The 18,623-nt window shown below is 32.9% G+C and carries 15 protein-coding genes and 5 tRNA genes; 5 read left to right on the forward strand and 15 right to left on the reverse strand.

The features are described from left to right. Nucleotides 1-66 precede the first annotated feature (66 nt). Nucleotides 67-975: a fumarylacetoacetate hydrolase family protein gene (locus C8D80_RS02305; RefSeq protein ID WP_133606967.1), complete on the forward strand. Its 909-nt coding sequence runs from the start codon at nucleotides 67-69 to the stop codon at nucleotides 973-975. 54 nt (nucleotides 976-1,029) lie between these two features. Next, the gene (locus C8D80_RS02310) at nucleotides 1,030-1,779 is read left to right on the forward strand and encodes a maleate cis-trans isomerase family protein (RefSeq protein ID WP_317125863.1); all 750 of its coding nucleotides are present in this window, start codon (nucleotides 1,030-1,032) and stop codon (nucleotides 1,777-1,779) included. Here the strand turns inward: C8D80_RS02310 and C8D80_RS02315 are convergent. Then, nucleotides 1,776-2,393: a matrixin family metalloprotease gene (locus tag C8D80_RS02315; protein ID WP_133606969.1), complete on the reverse strand. Its 618-nt coding sequence runs from the start codon at nucleotides 2,391-2,393 to the stop codon at nucleotides 1,776-1,778. The two genes, C8D80_RS02310 and C8D80_RS02315, sit on opposite strands and share 4 nt — an antisense overlap. A gap of 60 nt (nucleotides 2,394-2,453) precedes the next feature. On the opposite strand from C8D80_RS02315, the gene C8D80_RS02320 reads away from it, so the two are divergent. Both C8D80_RS02320 and C8D80_RS02325 read left to right on the forward strand, forming a co-directional pair. Next, on the forward strand, nucleotides 2,454-3,029 hold the full coding sequence (locus C8D80_RS02320) for a Crp/Fnr family transcriptional regulator (protein WP_133606971.1): 576 nt from the start codon (nucleotides 2,454-2,456) through the stop codon (nucleotides 3,027-3,029). 68 nt (nucleotides 3,030-3,097) lie between these two features. Then, nucleotides 3,098-3,820, forward strand: a complete 723-nt coding sequence (locus C8D80_RS02325; RefSeq protein ID WP_133606973.1) for a sterol desaturase family protein — start codon at nucleotides 3,098-3,100, stop codon at nucleotides 3,818-3,820. Nucleotides 3,821-3,878: 58 nt separating this feature from the next. Here the strand turns inward: C8D80_RS02325 and C8D80_RS02330 are convergent, their stop codons facing one another. The 7 genes from C8D80_RS02330 to C8D80_RS02355 form a co-directional block, all read right to left on the reverse strand. Next, complete coding sequence (locus tag C8D80_RS02330) at nucleotides 3,879-4,568, reverse strand: Bax inhibitor-1/YccA family protein (RefSeq protein ID WP_133606975.1); 690 nt, start codon at nucleotides 4,566-4,568, stop codon at nucleotides 3,879-3,881. 90 nt (nucleotides 4,569-4,658) lie between these two features. Then, the gene (locus C8D80_RS02335) at nucleotides 4,659-5,621 is read right to left on the reverse strand and encodes a sodium-dependent bicarbonate transport family permease (protein ID WP_133606977.1); all 963 of its coding nucleotides are present in this window, start codon (nucleotides 5,619-5,621) and stop codon (nucleotides 4,659-4,661) included. 24 nt (nucleotides 5,622-5,645) lie between these two features. Next, the gene (locus C8D80_RS02340; protein ID WP_133606979.1) at nucleotides 5,646-6,599 is read right to left on the reverse strand and encodes an L-threonylcarbamoyladenylate synthase; all 954 of its coding nucleotides are present in this window, start codon (nucleotides 6,597-6,599) and stop codon (nucleotides 5,646-5,648) included. A 4-nt stretch (nucleotides 6,600-6,603) separates the two neighbouring features. Next, nucleotides 6,604-7,458 (reverse strand): DUF6671 family protein, encoded by an 855-nt coding sequence (locus tag C8D80_RS02345; protein ID WP_133606981.1) that lies wholly within the window; start codon nucleotides 7,456-7,458, stop codon nucleotides 6,604-6,606. Beyond that, entirely contained in the window at nucleotides 7,448-7,726 is a 279-nt protein-coding gene (locus tag C8D80_RS02350; RefSeq protein WP_133606983.1) for a hypothetical protein, read from the reverse strand. Before C8D80_RS02350 ends, C8D80_RS02345 begins: the two co-directional genes overlap by 11 nt. Continuing rightward, nucleotides 7,704-7,901 (reverse strand): hypothetical protein, encoded by a 198-nt coding sequence (locus tag C8D80_RS12740; RefSeq protein WP_162845024.1) that lies wholly within the window; start codon nucleotides 7,899-7,901, stop codon nucleotides 7,704-7,706. The genes C8D80_RS02350 and C8D80_RS12740 overlap by 23 nt, the downstream gene beginning before the upstream one ends. 11 nt (nucleotides 7,902-7,912) lie before the next feature. Further along, a complete protein-coding gene (locus C8D80_RS02355; protein ID WP_133606985.1) occupies nucleotides 7,913-9,343 on the reverse strand; it encodes an NADP-dependent isocitrate dehydrogenase in 1,431 nt (476 codons plus the stop codon). Between the two features lie 84 nt (nucleotides 9,344-9,427). Here C8D80_RS02355 and C8D80_RS02360 point away from each other — a divergent pair, with 84 nt between their 5' ends. Continuing rightward, nucleotides 9,428-10,351 (forward strand): LysR family transcriptional regulator, encoded by a 924-nt coding sequence (locus C8D80_RS02360; RefSeq protein ID WP_133606987.1) that lies wholly within the window; start codon nucleotides 9,428-9,430, stop codon nucleotides 10,349-10,351. Between the two features lie 163 nt (nucleotides 10,352-10,514). Here the strand turns inward: C8D80_RS02360 and C8D80_RS02365 are convergent, their stop codons facing one another. The 7 genes from C8D80_RS02365 to C8D80_RS02395 form a co-directional block, all read right to left on the reverse strand. Continuing rightward, the gene (locus C8D80_RS02365; protein WP_133606989.1) at nucleotides 10,515-11,612 is read right to left on the reverse strand and encodes a slipin family protein; all 1,098 of its coding nucleotides are present in this window, start codon (nucleotides 11,610-11,612) and stop codon (nucleotides 10,515-10,517) included. A gap of 258 nt (nucleotides 11,613-11,870) precedes the next feature. Then, nucleotides 11,871-11,946: transfer RNA gene (locus tag C8D80_RS02370), tRNA-Lys, on the reverse strand. A 10-nt stretch (nucleotides 11,947-11,956) separates the two neighbouring features. Next, nucleotides 11,957-12,024: transfer RNA gene (locus C8D80_RS02375), tRNA-Leu, on the reverse strand. A gap of 421 nt (nucleotides 12,025-12,445) precedes the next feature. After that, nucleotides 12,446-12,518: transfer RNA gene (locus C8D80_RS02380), tRNA-Pro, on the reverse strand. A 126-nt stretch (nucleotides 12,519-12,644) separates the two neighbouring features. Beyond that, nucleotides 12,645-12,718, reverse strand: a tRNA-Arg gene (locus C8D80_RS02385). A 2-nt stretch (nucleotides 12,719-12,720) separates the two neighbouring features. Then, nucleotides 12,721-12,795, reverse strand: a tRNA-Asn gene (locus C8D80_RS02390). 761 nt (nucleotides 12,796-13,556) lie between these two features. Then, on the reverse strand, nucleotides 13,557-18,620 hold the full coding sequence (locus C8D80_RS02395; protein ID WP_133606991.1) for a DUF5724 domain-containing protein: 5,064 nt from the start codon (nucleotides 18,618-18,620) through the stop codon (nucleotides 13,557-13,559). Nucleotides 18,621-18,623 lie beyond the last annotated feature (3 nt).

Below are 18,623 nucleotides of genomic sequence, written 5' to 3' on the forward strand. Positions count from 1 at the left end.
CAATAATAATTAAAACTTTGCGAACTTAGCGCAAAACTTAGCGCTCTTTGCGTTTAAATAAAGAATATGAAACTACTTACTTACAAAACACAAGACACCGAGCCACGTTTAGGCTTCATTCATAACAATCAAGTAATTGACATGGAAGATTTTGGAGAGATATCAAATTTCCCATTACCTAACGATATGTTGGAATTAATTGATATGGGATTTGAAATTATTCCAGAAATCACAGAAATGATTGCGGAGACACCTGAAAATTTCTTCGAAGAAATCGCTTATGAAATGAACGAAGTAACGATTTTAGCACCAATCGAAAAACCAAGAAAAAATATCATCGGAATTGGTTTGAATTATACCGAACATGTGGCAGAAAGTGCTCGTACTTTAGATACCACTGGAAAACTTCCAACAAAACCAATTATCTTCTCAAAACCACCAACAACAGTTACGGCTACGAATACTGAAATCATCAAAAATACGAAGTTGACTTCGCAATTAGATTGGGAATGTGAATTAGCTGTAATTGTCTCAAAGAAAGGAAAATACGTGCCAAAATCTGAAGCATTAGATTATGTATTTGGTTACACAGTTATCAACGATATCTCAGCGCGTGATTGTCGTCGTGAAGGACAATGGATTGTTTCCAAAGGACAAGATACTTTTGCTCCAATGGGGCCAGTTATCGTAACAAAGGACGAAATTGAAAATCCACACAACTTGAATTTGTCATTAAAAGTAAACGGAGTTGAAAAACAAAATTCGAATACTAAATTAATGTTATTCAACATCAACGATTTAATTGAAGATTTAAGTACCGTTTTTACTTTAGATGCTGGCGACATCATCGCAACAGGAACACCAGCAGGTGTTGGAGCAGGAAGAGATCCTCAAGAATGGATGTATGATGGAGATGTTGTGGAAGCTACTGTGGAAGGAATTGGTACAATAGTAAATACAATTAGAGAAATATAAAAACTTTGCGAACTTTGCGAAAACCTTTGTGTCTTTGCGGTTAAAATAAGAATAATGAAAAAATACAGAATAGGCCAAATAGTTCCATCATCAAACGTAACGATGGAAACCGAAATACCAGCAATCTTTCGTTCACGCGAAACCATTTTACCAGAACGTTTTACGTTTCACAGCAGTAGAATGCGCATGAAAAAAGTTACCAAAGAAGAATTGGAAGCTATGGATGCCATGAGTTTAAAATGTGCGCAAGAATTATCTGATGCTCATGTTGACGTAATGGGTTATGCTTGTTTAGTAGCCATTATGAGTATGGGTCGCGGTTATCATTGTGTATCAGAAGTAAATTTACATCAAGAAACGGTAGCAAACGACTTCCCTACTCCAATTGTAACTTCGGCTGGTGCTTTGATTAATGGATTGAAAGTTTTAGGTGCGAAACAAATTTCAATTATCACACCATATATGCGTCCATTAACCGACATGGTGGTGGATTATATCGAAAATCAAGGTATCAAAGTAAAACAAAGCATTGCATTGGAAATTCCAGATAACTTAGAAGTGGCTGCTCAAAATCCGATGAATTTATTGGAGATTTATAAACAATTGGATTTAACCGATGTGGATGTTTTGGTTGCTTCAGCTTGTGTACAAATGCCATCGCTAGAAGCGATTGATTTAATACAAGCAGAATGCGGAATTCCTGTCACTTCAGCAGCGGTTTGCACAACATACGAAATGATGAAGAAATTAGGAATCGAAGCCAAATCAGCTATTGGTGGTGAATTGTTAAGTGGAAAGTATTAATTCAATTGCGCTTTACATTTCCCACACAACGCCAATTTCGCATGATCAATAGTTTTCACACTTTCCACAGCATCTGTCATAACGCAGGTTTTGTCTGGACAATGCGGTAATCCTAAATTATGCCCAAATTCATGAACTGCAACTTTCTTAAAACGTGTAAAATGTGTTTTTGAATTGGGATGTTGAATGCGAAAAGTCGAAACAATACAACTATTCCCTGGGCAATACGCCAAACCCATAATTCCCCAATCAGCATATTTGTAGGTTGGGGTTTTTATTTTTCCCCATTTGTCTTTCTTTGTTACCGAAATATCTTTTGAAGTCAATCCTAAAACAAAATCTATCGAATCTACTATATTCTTTTTCTGTAAATTAATCATTTTATCTGCACGATAACGAGGTGATTTCACTTCTGTAAAAGCTTCTTTATATAATTCTTTAGCAGGAAGAATAACCGTTTTAATCTGATAAAAATCGGCAATTGTCTTAGCGATAGTGTCAGTTTTATCTTCTGGAAATATGCCATAAGGTTGAATGCCAACGGTTAACTTTTCGGTTTCGTTGGATTGGCAACTAAAAAATAGAATCGCAAGAATAATTATAAACTTTTTCATACTTTTATGAAACGTGAAAACAATTAAAAAAGTATTTCTCAATTCAACTTCAATGACTTTATGCAAAATTCTGATATTCTTTTACAAACATTAAAACAGATTACCAATTTAGAAGCCCATGAAGAACAATTGTTCTTAGATGCTTTCAAACCTTACAAGTTGAAAAAGAATGAACACTTTTTACAAGCTACAGAAGTGTGTACTAAACTTGGTTTTTTGTGTAAAGGATTGGTTCGTTATTACGTTTTTAGAAATGATGAAGAAGCAACTTTGGAATTTACCAAAGAAGGTGAATTTGTTGCAGATTATGGAAGTTTTATTTCTAAAGAACCGTCAATACAAAATATTCAAGCATTAGAGGATTGTGAATTTTTAGTTATTGATTATGATAAATTACAAGAACTCTATAAGATTTCAAAAAATGCCAATTTATTAGGGAGAATTATTATTGAGCATCGATTTATTATCATGGTGAATCAATTGTTGACGGTTCATCGTTATAATCCAGAAGATCGTTACCGCTATTTTTTGGAACATTACAAGGATTTGACCCAACGTATTCCTCAATATTTAATTGCTTCCTATGTTGGAGTAAAACCGCAATCGTTAAGCCGCATCCGAAAACGCATTTATTAACTTAGGTGCATCAATTGTATCTTTAGTGGATAGTAATTTTGGTATAGAAATCAATTAAAAAAATTACTATGACACTTACCATCATCTTTATCGTTTTTGGAGGTTGCTTTTTATTAGAGCGATTAATTCCGGGTTGGAAATTACCAGAAGTTCCTACTTGGACTATCAGAGTTTTAGCAGTAAACTTTATTCAATTAGGTGTTGTGACTTTAGCAGGTTATACTTGGGAAATTTGGCTTTCACAATATTCCTTATTCCATCTTTCAAATCATGTAAACCCATTTTTAGGCGGACTTATCGCCTACTTTATTGCAACATTTATCTTTTATTGGTGGCACAGATGGAGACACAAAATCGATTATTTATGGACGCATTTTCACCAAATTCATCATAGTCCACAACGTTTAGAAGTTATTACTTCATTTTATAAGCATCCTCTGGAAATGACTGTAAATTCAATTATTGGAAGTCTATTAGTGTTTACCACTTTAGGATTAGATGTTGAAGCTGGCGCTGTTTATACACTATTTACAGCTTTGGGTGAATTCTTTTATCATACTAATGTAAAAACACCGCAATGGGTTGGGTATATTTTTCAACGTCCAGAAATGCATAGAATTCACCATGAATACAATAAGCATACGAATAATTATGGCGATATTGTTTGGTGGGACATGCTTTTTGGAACTTATGAAAATCCAAAAGAATTCAAATCAACATGTGGATTTGACAATGAAAAAGAACAACGATTATTTGAAATGCTTCAATTTAAAGATGTTCATAAAGAGTAAAAAACGAAAAACCCTGAAATTTAGTATTTCAGGGTTTTAAATATCTTTTGAAAATCAATTATTTTCTGCTCATTAATATTCTTAAAATATACCAGAACAATAACATAATCGAAGCAAACAATTGTAATGAAGCACCTACGTATTGATCTGTACTGAATTGGTCTTTAATTTGACTAGTTTGATATAAAATACTTGCCGAAGCCAATACCACCATACCAACAGAAAACCATAATCCTAAATTAAATCCAAAAATTGCACCTACAACAATTACTCCTAAAGCTACAAAACCACCGATAGTTATTGCAGTTCTTAAAAAAGAAAAGTCCGTTTTTGTCATAAAAACAACAGCGGTTAATCCAGAAAACATGAATAAGGTGATAATCGCTGCTTGCATAATCATTTCGCTACCAGAATATAAAACAGCCATAGCAATCATTGGTAAGAAAACAATTGCTTGTAATAGCACGTATAATCCTAAACCTAAATATTGTTTGTCTCTATCAGGATGAAAAACCAATCGGTCTGATAAGGTAGAACCCAACCAAAATAATCCTAAAATAAATAACCAAACGAATTTCCCACCCATCATAGCTAATATCCAATCCATAGGAACAATTCGCAATAAAATTGATTCTACTAGCATAAAAGCTAAAATAGCGTAAGCAACATGACTATACGTCTTTTTAAAAAAAGTAGCTCTGTCCGCATCGGTTGCATAAGAAACCACCACATTGTTTTCTGAGTTCATAAAATTTAGTTTAAAGTTTATCGAATTTAAGATTTTCAATCAAATAAAAAAACTTTAAATCTATTTTAATCCTTGAAAAGTATCTAAAATTTAAAAATGTTGAGCTATGTAAAAGTATATAGGCATTCCAATGGTAATATTAACAGGAAATGTTATGGCTAATGCCATGGGTAAAAACAAACCTGGATTAGCTTTAGGAACCGTTATTTTCATAGCCGCAGGAACAGCAATATAAGAAGCACTTGCTGCAAGAATGGCAAAAATGAAGCGATTAGATACATCATCCGTGACAAATCCACTCAACCAAGCAAAAATACCTCCATTTACTAACGGAATTAATAAGGCAAAAGCAAACGGAAACCAACCATGAGCAAAGAAGGATTTCAATTTTTTTCCGCTTGTGATTCCCATATCCAATAAGAAAATAGCTAAAAACCCTTTAAACAAATCATTGGTAAAAGGTTGAATTCCTTGTGCTTCTTTGGCACTTGTAAGATAACCAATAATCAAACTTCCCAAAATCAACAACACGCTTCCATTGGTAAACGAGTGGCGTAAAATTTCAGTTTTATTAATTTTTTGCGTTTTTTCTTTATTAAAAATCGATATTAATACCAAACCTACAATAATGGCAGGCGATTCCATGAGCGCCATAATAGCTACCATATAACCGTGAAGTTCCAATTGATGTGATTCTAAATAGGAAACAGCAGTTACAAAAGTTACGGCACTAATTGAACCATAAGCTGCAGCAATGGCTCCAGCATCATATACATTCAATTTACGTTTTAGTATGAAAAAGGTATACAATGGAATCACTATTGCAATGGACATTCCGAATAGCATGGACCAAATAATTTCACTGTTAATCGTTTCATGTGATAATTCTTGACCTCCTTTAAATCCAATAGCAAACAGTAAGTATAAAGAAATGAATTTAGACGAATTATTAGGAATTTCTAAGTCACTTTTTAAGCTAACTGCAATAATTCCTAAGATAAAATAAAGTAAGGCCGGATTGGTTAAATTTTCAAATAATAAGCTAAAATCCATTTTATAATTTTTATTTTGTTTTGTTTATTTTTTTGAGGCTCTTTCTAATCTGTCGTTTATTGAAATACCTAATCCATATTCAGGTAAGCGTTCTGCAATGATTAAATCCAAATTCATTTTATCCAATTTATGCATCGCATGGTATAATTTGGATGCCGCAATTTTTAAATCGCTTTCCTCCGATAAAACGATTTGATTTTTTCTCTCAAAATCAGGCATGAAAGAATTGTAAAGAAGCAATCCAATTTTCTTATCAGAATACCAATCTAATTCTTCTTGAACATTTCGAGTTAGAATAAAATCGGTTTTTGGAGCGTAATGTTTCAGTAACATTCCGGGTGCGATTGGTTTTTTATCTTTTTTGTTTAATAATGTTACACTTCCTGATACTTTTTCAATTTCTTCCAATGCCAATGCTCCCAAGCGATATACTACTACTCTATTATTTTCAAATCCAATAATAGTTGATTCTATTCCTGCCGAACATTCGCCGCCTTCTAAAACCATATTGATTTGATTTCCAAAGTAATTTTCAACATGTTCAGCGCTTGTTGGACTTATGCTCTTAAAAGGATTCGCACTTGGAGCTACCAAAGGAAAATCTAATTGATGCAAAAGTTCTAAAGCCACAGGATGATTAGGCACTCGAACCGCTACTGTATCTTGATTGGCTGTAACTAAATCTGGGATATAAGGTTGTTTTTTTAATATTAAAGTTAAAGGTCCTGGCCAAAAAGCATTAGCTAATTCATAAGCTATTGGTGGTATTTCTGTAGCGACTTGTGTTAAATCTTCAATTCCTTTAATATGAACAATTAAAGGATTAAAAGTAGGACGTTTTTTTACTTCAAATATTTTATGAATGGCTTCTGTGTCAAAAGCATTTCCTGCCAAACCGTAAACAGTTTCTGTTGGAAAACCTATTATGCCGTTTTGGTTGAGATGCTGAACAGCTAAACTAATATCTTTACTAATCATTTTTTTATGGGTTACAAAAATCACAATACATTGGGTCTTCCGTTTTCTTTCCGTTAGGATATAAAACTTTCGATTTGTAATTGCAATGTTGACATTGGTAAATATGTGCTGATGTGGAACGTGTAGGCATTGAACAACTACTACATAATAAACCGGCTTCGGCACCAACCACGCCAAAGCCGGGGAAAAGGCATTCGGGACAAACCGATTGCGCCTTTTTTATTAACTTTAAACTAACTTCCTTTATAATTTTAATTCGAGTTGGATTGAACATAGCACGCATATCCGTTTCTATAAAACACGAATTACTCGAAACAACTATTTCATTATATATCTTTTCAACCGAATCATAATCAGTAATTCCTTTGTAAATTTTAGTCCAATTTTCAGCAGCATTTTTCATAATAACAGCATGCGAAGGAAATTGAACTTTATCTAAAAATGCCTTTAATTCTTCCTTTGTATGAATTTCAGAACTATCAAAATTGGTATCCATACTCAATACTCGTTCAACAATTTCGAGATTATTTTTTTGGTCTACCAGCATGATTAATTCGTCATTTGCAGGTGCGAAAAAAACAGTAGGATGATTCCCAAACGAACCCTCAGTTGCTATTGCCAAATCAAAACCTTCTGATTGCATACCTTCCAAACATTTTTTTCTGAGCGTAGTTAAAGCATCATCTTTTCTTGCGATTTCTCCCGAAAAGGTGCCTAAACTATCCGTATCAAAGTCTTTCGAAACAAAACAAGTTACTCCAAGAGCTTCTTCAAGTAAAGGAGCAATAACTTCTTCCTTTTGATGTTTCGTCACGATGAGCAAACGTCGACCAGAAAAAAAATCGGAATTAGTCTTCATACTCGATTTCGATGAATGATTTTATTTTGAGTTTTCTATTATGTGCTTTCGCTTCTTCTAAAATTTCAGAAATATGAGCCACACTTTCTTTTAATTGATCAATTCGATGAAGGGCTTGTTCGTCATCTTCACCAAAACGAATTTGAGAACTAAAATTTTGAACCTTATTAAAATTGATATTTTTATTACACATATCCATCAATATTTCACGCGCTTCAAACGAATTAAATTCGCCATTAATCAAATTAATTTTCTTCAGGGTTTCCATAAGTAATGTCTGTTAAATTATGTATTAAACGAATTATTGTAAGCAAAACCAAAATAGCTAAACCAGCGTAAAACTCTTGGTAGATGATGTCTGGTGATTCCATCATTTTAAAAACAAGCACTGATTCGACAATCACACATAAAATCAAAACGAGTTGTATTGTTATTTTTTTCATGATGTTTTTATTTATTGACCTTGTCCCATGGAATATGCTTTCACACCATTGAATTGGTAAAGATTTTCAGTTTTAATAACATCAATTCCTAAATCAATTGCTTTACCTAACAGCGTAACAATTACAATCTTTTCTAGAGGTTGGTTGGATTGAAAACGACATCTCCAATGATCGGTACAAAATGTTTCCGAAAATCCGTTTGGCCAAACTTTAACGCCTCGGTTAGAAATCATAACCAAATCCATGCTCTCAGTAGTTAAAGCTTTCAGTTTTTCAGCTAAAACATTGGCATCCAATCCACTCCAGTGAACAAACAAATCTACACCTAGCAAATCTTTTTGAGATGCTTCTTTTCTTTTGTATTCCGGTAATTGAATTACTGAATTTTTTGGAGGTGTTACAGCTTTTAAAATATTTGGTACTTTATCAAAGTTCGCAATTACGGCATCAGCAAATTCAGAAGTTCCTACCAATTGCTTGCTTAAAGCATCATTATAAACATCGGCCGTGTGAATTCCATCTTCTAACGTTTTTAACCAAGCGTTTTGAATTCGAGTAGCTTCTGTGGTAAAACCTAAGTGATAAAGCATCGCAATCGCCGCTTGAAGTAAACCTGATGGATTGGCAATGTTTTGTTCAGCAATATCAGGAGCAGAACCGTGAATTGCTTCAAACATCGAACATTCACTTCCAATGTTTACGGAACCAGCTAAACCAACTGAACCTGCAATTTGTGCTGCAACATCTGAAATGATATCACCATATAAATTCGAAGTCACAATGACATCAAATTTCTCTGGATGATCCGCTAAATAAGCGGTTCCGATATCGATAATCATATGATTTGCTTCGATGTTTGGATATTCCATCGCAATTTCTTTGAAAACTTGGTGAAATAAACCATCGGTTTGCTTCATGATGTTATCTTTACTAAAACAAGTCACTTTTTTACGGCCGTAGTTTTGCGCATATTCAAAGGCATAACGAATGATTTTTTCGCAACCTGGGCGACTAATCAATTTTAAACATTGTACTACTTCGTCGGTTTGTTGATGTTCAATTCCAGCATATAAATCTTCTTCATTTTCACGAACAATTACTACATCTAAATTTGGAAAATTTGTGGCAACAAAAGGATGTAACGATACACAAGGTCGAATGTTAGCAAATAAACCTAGAGCTTTTCGCATAGTAACATTTAAGCTTTTATATCCTCCACCTTGAGGAGTTGTGATAGGCGCTTTTAATAACACTTTGTTTTTTCGAATGACATCCCATGAAGCATCAGAAATACCTGAAGTATTACCCGCCAAATACACTTTTTCTCCTATTTCAATTTCTTCAAAATCAATTGGAGCATTCGATTTTTTGATTATCTTTAGAACAGCTTCCATAATTTCTGGACCAATTCCGTCTCCTTTAGCAATCGTTACTTTTTTCATGATTTGATTATTTTTATGCAAATCTCCATACTTTATTTCATATATTTTTATTTATCTTTGCTATACATTATATAAAATATTTTTATGAATTACACTTTAAACCAATTACGAATTTTCTTGAAAGTAGTACAAAATCAGAGTGTTACCAAGGCTTCTGAGGAACTACATTTGACCCAACCAGCGGTGTCAATTCAATTAAAAAATTTTCAAGATCAATTTGAAATTCCCTTAACCGAAGTTGTGGGTAGAAAAATTTACGTAACTGATTTTGGTAAAGAAATAGCAGAAGCAGCCGAACAAATATTGCAGCAAGTCAATACTATCGATTATAAAACCTTGGCTTATAAAGGACAGCTTTTTGGGAAAATAAAAATCTCGGTTGTATCAACAGGTAAATATGTAATGCCTTACTTCTTAGCTGATTTTTTAAAAATGCATCCTGGAGTAGAATTAGAAATGGATGTAACCAATAAAAATAAAGTAGTTAAAAGTATGCAAAACAATGAAGTAGATTTTGCTTTGGTTTCGATACTTCCCGATAAAATGAAAGTAGAAAAAATAGATTTGATGCAAAACAAATTGTTTTTGGTTGGGAATATGGAAGAAGATTTTACCAAGAAAAAGAAAATTGAAGATATACTACAAAATCGTCCATTATTGTTTAGAGAAAACGGTTCTGGAACACGTCAAACCATGGAACGTTTCATTGTACAACAAGATTTTAAGATTAGTAAACGAATGGAATTAACCTCAAATGAAGCAGTTAAGCAAGCAATTTTAGCAGGTCTAGGATATTCAATTATGCCTTTAATTGGGATTCGTAAAGAAATACAAAACAAGGACTTACAAATCATTCCGTTAAAAGGATTACCTATTAAAACCGACTGGAGTTTGATTTGGGTAAAAGGTAAAAACCACAACCCAGCCGCCCTAGCCTATTTAGATTATTTAAAAAAAGAAAAAGAAGCAATTATCCATTCCAAATTTAGTTGGTACGAGACGATGTAGCTTCTTTTTTTCAGTTATTTTCAATCCAATTGGCTCAACACCATTGCAATTTTTACAAACATGATAGCGACTTTTATCAACGTCATTATCATATCGTTATTATTATTTTCTTTCATTTTTCTTAGTTTTTAAAAACCTCGAAAAATAAATTCCGAGGTTTTGATTATTTAACGAAAATGTCTTTCAATTGACTGATTACGTTACCACTTCCTGAAATGGTGATTTCACCAATTCTATCTGCGATTTTTTCTACGTATTCCATCTCTTTTAATTTCCACAACATTTCGTTTTCTTCCATTAATTTAGCGGTATTCAACATGCTACGCATCGCAGCTGTTTCTTCCCGTCTCATAATACTGTTGGCTTGTGCTTTTTTCTCTGCTACCAATACCTGATTCATGATTTCTTTCATATCACCAGGCAAAATAACATCTCTAATTCCAGCATCGGCAACACTTAAACCTAAGGCATTGATTTTATCCAACATGTTTTCCAAAATTTCTTTTGAAATTGTGTCTTTTTTGTTCAACAACTCATCTAATGTGTAGCTACCAACTAAAGCTCGTAAAGCCAATTGCATTAACACATACAACTGTTTGTCGTATTCTTTGTTGTTTACCAAAGCTTTAACCGCGTCAATTACTTGGTAACGAACAAAGAAGTTAATCCGCAACGTTGCTTTATCTTTTGTCAATAATTCTTGACCTGCAATTTCCATTTGTTGTTGACGAATATCTACGTTTTTAACTTCAATTGGAATGGCGTTGTTCCAGAAATAGTAATTTCCAGCGGCCAATTCTTTTACAAAAGCACCATTTACAAACAACAAACCTTTTTCAAAGTTCAATACTTGATATTTTCTGGTGTACGCTCGCACTTTGATGTTTTCTAACAAAGCCACTGGAACCGCTTCCGTAATTTCTACCTTAGACAAATCAATATTTGTAAAAGTATTGTCTAAATATCCTTTCCAAAAGGCATATCTACCAGTAGTTAATACCTCTTTAAACATGCCATTTACATAGTATAAAGCGATTTCGTTATCGGCAATTTCGATTACTTCTAATAGAGAAGCTAATTTTTCATTTTGCAATAAAATGGTCAATTCTATTGGCGCTACAAACGATTGTTTCATTTCATATATATGAACTTGTTTATTGCCAAAAATCCAATAAGAACCGGCTTCTAATACGTTAATTAATTTTCCTTTTTCAAATACCAAACCTACTTGGTATGCTTGAATTGTAATTCTGTTGATCATAATTTATATAGTTATCATTAAACATTCTTTTAAAAAGAAAACCTTCAGTTCTTCGTCCAAAGTCCAAAACGGAAAAAAGTTAGTAATCAAAAGCATTCTAATGGGTTTCTATTCTATTTTGAAGTTAGCCTTAGCGAACAACAAGCAAATACAAAAGCAAAAGAACGGTTAGGAATACGAAGCCTTTTTCAGGTCTTTTCCTAAGTGTTTCTTTACGAACAAGTCGAGCAAAACTGACAAAGTCCGAAGATTTTCTTATGGTGCATCATTTTTAGGAGTGATGCCACTCACCTACATTAAAAGTGTAGTGCTCTACCAACTGAGCTAACGCATCCTGAATTGCGTACGGGAATCGAACCCGCGCCACCTAACTGTTACAAGAACCTAAATCTTGCGCGTCTACCATTCCGCCATACTACTTTCGTAACAGCAGGATTCGAACCTGCATAACATTGAGGATGATTTTTTGGAAAACCACCAAAACCTCCAACCCAAGTTGAACAGTACAACATCATCCGCAACTGCGAAACGAATACTGCAATAGTGCTATACCGAAACACCCAACAAGACTTGCTTGATATTTTATTTCTCAATCCTCCTAACGACTGTCATTTCGAGCGAAGTCGAGAAAGACAAGAAAGACGAGAATCTATTATTTTCAAATTCAAAGAACGATTTCTTTATTGCTGAACAAAGATTCAAAACCTACTGCGCAATTAATCTGCGTAGAAAAAAATAGTTTGTGGAAGTAGTAGGATTCGAACCTACTCAGTCATAAGACAACGGTTTTACAGACCGCCCCAACTCTCCTACTTTGGCGTACTTCCATTTTGTCTGGGAAACAGGACTCGAACCTGTAACCTCCTGCATCCAAAGCAGGTAAACAACCAATCGTTATCTTCCCAGATGTAACTAATCAAAAGATCAGTTAATTGCGGCTTATACGGGGATCGAACCCGTTTCTCCCGAGAGACAGTCGGGAAGGTTAGCCAGTAACCCCAATAAGCCTTGTTCCTTTCTAAAGAACTCGTGTGATTTTGGAAGGACTCGAACCTTCAACCCTTTGCTTCGTAGGCAAATACTCTTTCCAATTGAGCTACAAAATCAGTGGCGATTCTGGTAAGATTCGAACTTACAACCTTTGAGTTAACAGCTCACTGCTCTACCCTTGAGCTACAGAATCAATATTTTTGGACATAAAAAAAGCACCTCGTAAAAGGTGCTTCATATCATAACAATGGAATACTACTATTCCAAATACCTACTAGTTTGCACCTGTTTATTCTTATATCCGAAATCAAATTTCGGAGCTACATTACGTGAAGGATTAAAACAATCTATCATTGTTGTAATATTTAGTTTTTGAATGTTATATCGTGTTCTCATTATTATTTGTTTTTTTAAATCAATTCTGATTTTTGAATTCTAAATTCTTACTTCTAATTTTCTGTGGCAAAGATAAAGTCAAAAAAAAGTAACTTCCAAATCTTTTTTAAAATTATTTTATTGACTTTCAGGTAGTTATGATTAAATTTAGGCATTACAAATCCTGTCCGTTTTCCAACAGATACTTCAGATTTTACAAATGACTGTCTCTCATTTGGTTACGCATTTACCCTTATTTTTTACTATTTCGTTTAATCATGAAACATTTTTTTACTTTTTTTTCTATTTCTGTCATGCTGAACTCGATTCAGCATCTAAAACTCTACTTTCAATCATTTTTTAAACAAAAAAAACGCCCTTTTTGCAAAGGACGTTTCGTATATTTTGGTGAAATTTTACTAAAAACAATAACTATTCTTCATAAAAACACATACAACGTCCATTATTCTCCATAGGAAAATCTATCGAAGAGCGATATAGATTTAGACTATTATGTTGCTTTTGTGTTTTCATTTCGAGGGCAAATGTAGGGATTTTTTTAAAAAACTACATTTTTATTTATTTTCTATCAATTTGACTCAGTACTGTTGGGTCTTGAATTTCATTGTCTTTTGCTAACATTAAAACTTTAGACATTACTTCTGCTGATTTAGGATCATCATCTGCAAATGGCAAAAATAATCTACCTCTATGCTGAGATTGGACTGGTAAAATTGATAAATACTTACCTGGAATTTGATGCACAATAGCACTACCTAAGTGAACGCTATATTTAGCAATTGTACCTTCTATTAATGCATGATTTTCAATAATTTCAACATTTTTCACTTTGAATAATCGTAAAGTTTCTCGTAATAAGACACTTCGCATTTCAATTGATGAATGACTTGCTTCTGGGTCTACTCCACCAACATGAGCCACACTAACAACCAAATCAATATCACGCATTACTTCAGAAAACAGCCTTGGGTTAACAGCTTCAAAAGGAATGTTTTTATAATCTTTTAAAGAGTGAAACTCAATTGTTTCGAGAGTTGGGCTTTCAACATCTGCCGGTGAAAACCAATCAGCCATAGCATATAATTTGACCTGATATCCTTCTTTATGAAATACTTTTTGAAGCCCTTCTTCATAATCAACTTTCCAACCTCTAGTTTTTAATAATGCTAAAGTTTGCTTTGGATGTACTTGATGACCAGCATATCGACGAGAAATTGATTTCTCCTTCAATTCGTCTGGTGTTGGAACATATAGTTCTCTAAAAATTTGTTTGAAAGGTTGTTTTAATTTGTTATCAAAACAATAGCTTTGAAAATCAGTCCATACATTATTCTTATGTAAATCATAACAATGAGCTATTCGGAAAGTTGTATCATCATTAGCTTCAAATACTTCTCCTTTAGCCGAAGTCAATTTTCCATCTATAAAAAATCCGATTTTATCCTCATTTGAAATAAAAACCAGTTTTTCTAGATGTTTTGCAATTACTGGATGCTCTAATAAATTAATAATTTCAGAGTATGAAAATACATCACCACGTATCATTGCTTCTTCTAAACCTTTTTTAGAACGAGTCCACTGTTCGCGTAATACTTTTCTGTGTTTATTCAATTCTAAAACATCAGGATTCTTCTTAAATTTTGCCGGAATAGCTTTTAATTCTTTACCATCTTTCAAAGCCACTACATCAGCTTTTCCTTCTTTATCTATGGTAAGACCGATAGTTGTATCTTCAATGGTGAATTGTGTATCTTTTGACAAAATACTCTGAACTTGCTTGGTCTCCATAGCCCAAGTTAATCTTACGGGATCAGGATAGCCAGCATTTCTTGCTAAATTTTCCAAAGCAACTACAACAGCTAAAGCTTCACTTGTTTGCTTCATAGAACCAAACTCTTTACTTTCTTTCTTGAACTGTTGTAAATATTCATATCTATTTAAAACATCTTTTTCAGGATTTGTTTTACTTAACGGAACTAAACCATATACTCGCAAATAATCCTGATCTCTTTTTTCTTTTACTTTAGCAGTAACTTCTCTAATTTTTAAATCACCAGTTAAAGCATCCGCATATAATCTTGCTCTTCTATGTCCATTTCCTTCCGAAACATATTTTGCTGCGTCATATAAAAGTTCCCATTTAACTTTACCAAGCTTTTTATAGGCTGACATAAACCAATCTTTATCAACCGCTCCATCTTTAAAATCTTGAATATCAACAGCTGAGTATTTTGCGATTTCACTCTCTAATTCAGAATTTACTTCACTATAACTTGGAGTCTTAGTATGTGCGTGCAGCCACCAAATTCCTTCATCTAATCCTTTCCAATCTAAATACTGACTAATAAATTTCTGCCATTGTGGAGCATAGATTGCAGCTTGTATTAAACGCTCTTCTGTAAATTTTTTATCTTTTATTGCAACTTCAAAATCTGCATAAGTTTCTGTATCTTTAGGAAAACAGGATTTAATCAAAGAACTAAACAATCTGTATTTTGATAAATCTTCGTTACTCCAATAATAGATATATCCTTTATGTAAATTATTTTTACCTAATCCTTGCAACAAATCAACAAAACGGTTAATACCATAAATTCTTTGAAAACTTGTTACAAATTGAGTCACAGCAGTACTGGAATCACCTCGTTTTAATTCAATATCTAAACATACATCACGAACATGATCTATCATGGGCTGTAAAAACTCATATTTTTTTAACAAATCTTCTGTATTACAATTCGTATAATGAACACGTCTATTTTTCTTGTCAGTTATTAATCTTAGATTTTCTGTGTTTACAATAGCCTCATAAATTTCACTTTGTGTGATTAAATTTTGCTCATAGGCTTCGCAATATAAATGCAAAGGTGGCATACTATATTTCTCATTCTCTTTTAACCCCGAAAATTGTCTCCAACGATACAACTGCCACATTTTTGCTTTCTCGGCTGTAGTAAGTGCATCATAATCATTGATAGCTTTTAAGTACACATCAAAATCGCCTTCTGATTGCCAACCATTTCCTTCACGATTATAATAGTAATCTCCTTTTTTAGGAACAAATTTATAGTTTAGTATCGATTTAGGTAAATTCGAATACAAATAGGAACAAGCATCAATAATAAAAGCGTTTTCTTCTTCAAATGGAAATTTAAAACGTAAACACTCTAATATATTGACGATAGGATTGTTCCAATAATAACCATCTTTGTTAGGGTTTACAATAAAATCTTTATAGTAGAACACAAAAGGCTTAAGAACAGCTCTAAATTCCTTTTTATCACATTCAGTAGTAAAAGTTAAAAGAAATAAATCGCTACCTGTTAATCCAGAAGTTTCCATCCATTCCTGCCATACATCGTGTAGAGGATAATTTTTAAATCGCTGTTCTGCCGTCATAGCATCAGTTTTACGATTAAATGGAGAAAAGTCGTTACCTAAAAGAACAGTTTCTTTGCTTCCATTCCAATTTTCAGTAACATACTCATAATTTACATTTGATTTATATAACTGAGTTAATCGTTCAATCTCCTTTTTAATTTTAGAAAGTGGTTGAGAAAAGCCATAAGATTCGTTTTTAGTGAGTTGTAAATAAATGGAATTGGCTTCAAGTTTAGGTAATGAATAGGGAGAAATACAAGTAGGATCATAAAAACCATAACCGTTTGCTTCAGACAGTTGTTCTTTAGCACTCGAAGGCGAAATTTGATCTAAAAACTTACTTTCTTTCTCAGATAATTTTGGACGTTCTGCATATAAGGTAACCCATGATTTAATTTTTGAAGTTAACTTATTATTTTTTTGAAACTGTAATATGATATCTAAAGCTGATAAACGTTGTTCTAAATCTCCATTTTCAATTAAACTATAAATAAAATCTTCTATTACAGATTCTTTTTGTTGCAATAAAATTGAAATGAGATGCTTCTTTAGAGTAGAATTCTTCCTTTTAAATAATTGTTGAAAAAAATCTAATTCGACAGAACTTAAAGCTACTTTTTTCAAAGTACAAAGTGCAGAAGCTACAATGGCTTCTCCTCTATCTTTTAAAATGCGAAGTGCAAAATCTCGTTGTTCTGTTGTTGGTAATTTTTGTGCTTTATTTTCACTTATATAGTAGTAGGAATAACAATAAAAATCACCTAAAACTTCTCTTGTTAGTTTTTCTCTAATAGGTAAAGATAAGTTTTCAAAATCTTTCAAAATAAGATTGAAGTGTGTTTTATTAGATCCCATTAAATGGATAGCACAAGAATTCAAAACATCTTTTTGAAACTTAACTGTTAACCAAGAAAATACTTTTCCTTCAAAAGTTTTTTCTTTTTCATTTATTTTTTGGGTTAATTCGTATACTTTATTGAAAAAGTTGGGATAATCTAAGTTATCAATAAAAAATTTAGATTTTGAATTAGCATCTAATAAGGCTTCCATTCTATGTTGAGCAAATGCTAAAACTTGAAGATTATCAGCTTCTAAAGCTTTATAATACAATGGCATTTCGATATAAGGATCATTTGTTTCACCAGCAAACTTTAGCGCCAAACATTTCTTTTCTATAGAACCGTTTTCCATTAAATCTTTTAAATACGGAACTGTTTTTTCAATATCTAAAACACCTTGTGCCCAAAGTGCCATATAAACTTCAGTATTATTTTTACTCTGTATAGCAATGGCTATTGTTTCTGGATTTGTTAAATAACCATTAGCCAATTGGATAATATTACGTACTGTGGTTTCTTTCTCTGATTCCCAACCTAAACCTGTCCAAGTATCAATTGCACGAACAACAGATGAAAATCGAGTAAGTTTATTAGTAACCAAAACATCAATCATATGAGTTAAAGCACCAATACTAGTTTCATCTAAAGATTCTAAAATGGTTTGGCGTAATCCTTCTTGACGTTGAGCAGCAAGAAGTAACTTTTCTACTAATTCCCAACATTCTTTTTTGTCACTGTTCAACAAGGCTTTGATAATTCCTCTTGATACCTTACCAACTGCGTCTTTATTAAAAATAATGTCCTCCATTAATTGGTAAACTTGGGAATTACCAGCATCCAAAGCAGCAGACCATATTTTAAATTGGTTGGTATTATTGGTTACATCATTATCATAACGTACTTGTTCTAAAAGCGTTAAATTGTAATAAGTAGATTCTGCATAATTATAAATATGTGGCGCTTCAATTAATGAACGAAGTAAATTTACCTGACTTACTAAAAGCTCACGATGATTATTTGGCGCTCTAAAGGATCTCCTATCATAACCTGTTTGGTACATTTGATAAGGTAATTTACTCCAAGCGAGTTTAACATATGGAGCTTGCTCAGCACCATAAAAATAAACCAAAAGCTCATAATAGTTTTTATTGTCCCAAACATTTTGACTTAAATGTTTACTAAAAAAATTCAGCTTTTCAGAACCCAAGTAAACATAAGTTCCTGAATAACTATGATCTAATTTTAATAGCGCCAAACCTAATTCTGCTACCTCTTTTTTGAGCTTAGATTTAGAAAATAACTTCGTTAGTATATTTCCTTCAACAATTTCTTTTAATTCCTTCTTAAATTCCTTTACAGGATTTTTAATTTTTTTTGCGGCTAAAATGTTTTCCAATGACATAAT

This window comes from Flavobacterium cheniae (assembly GCF_004363695.1).
Lineage (GTDB): Bacteria > Bacteroidota > Bacteroidia > Flavobacteriales > Flavobacteriaceae > Flavobacterium > Flavobacterium cheniae.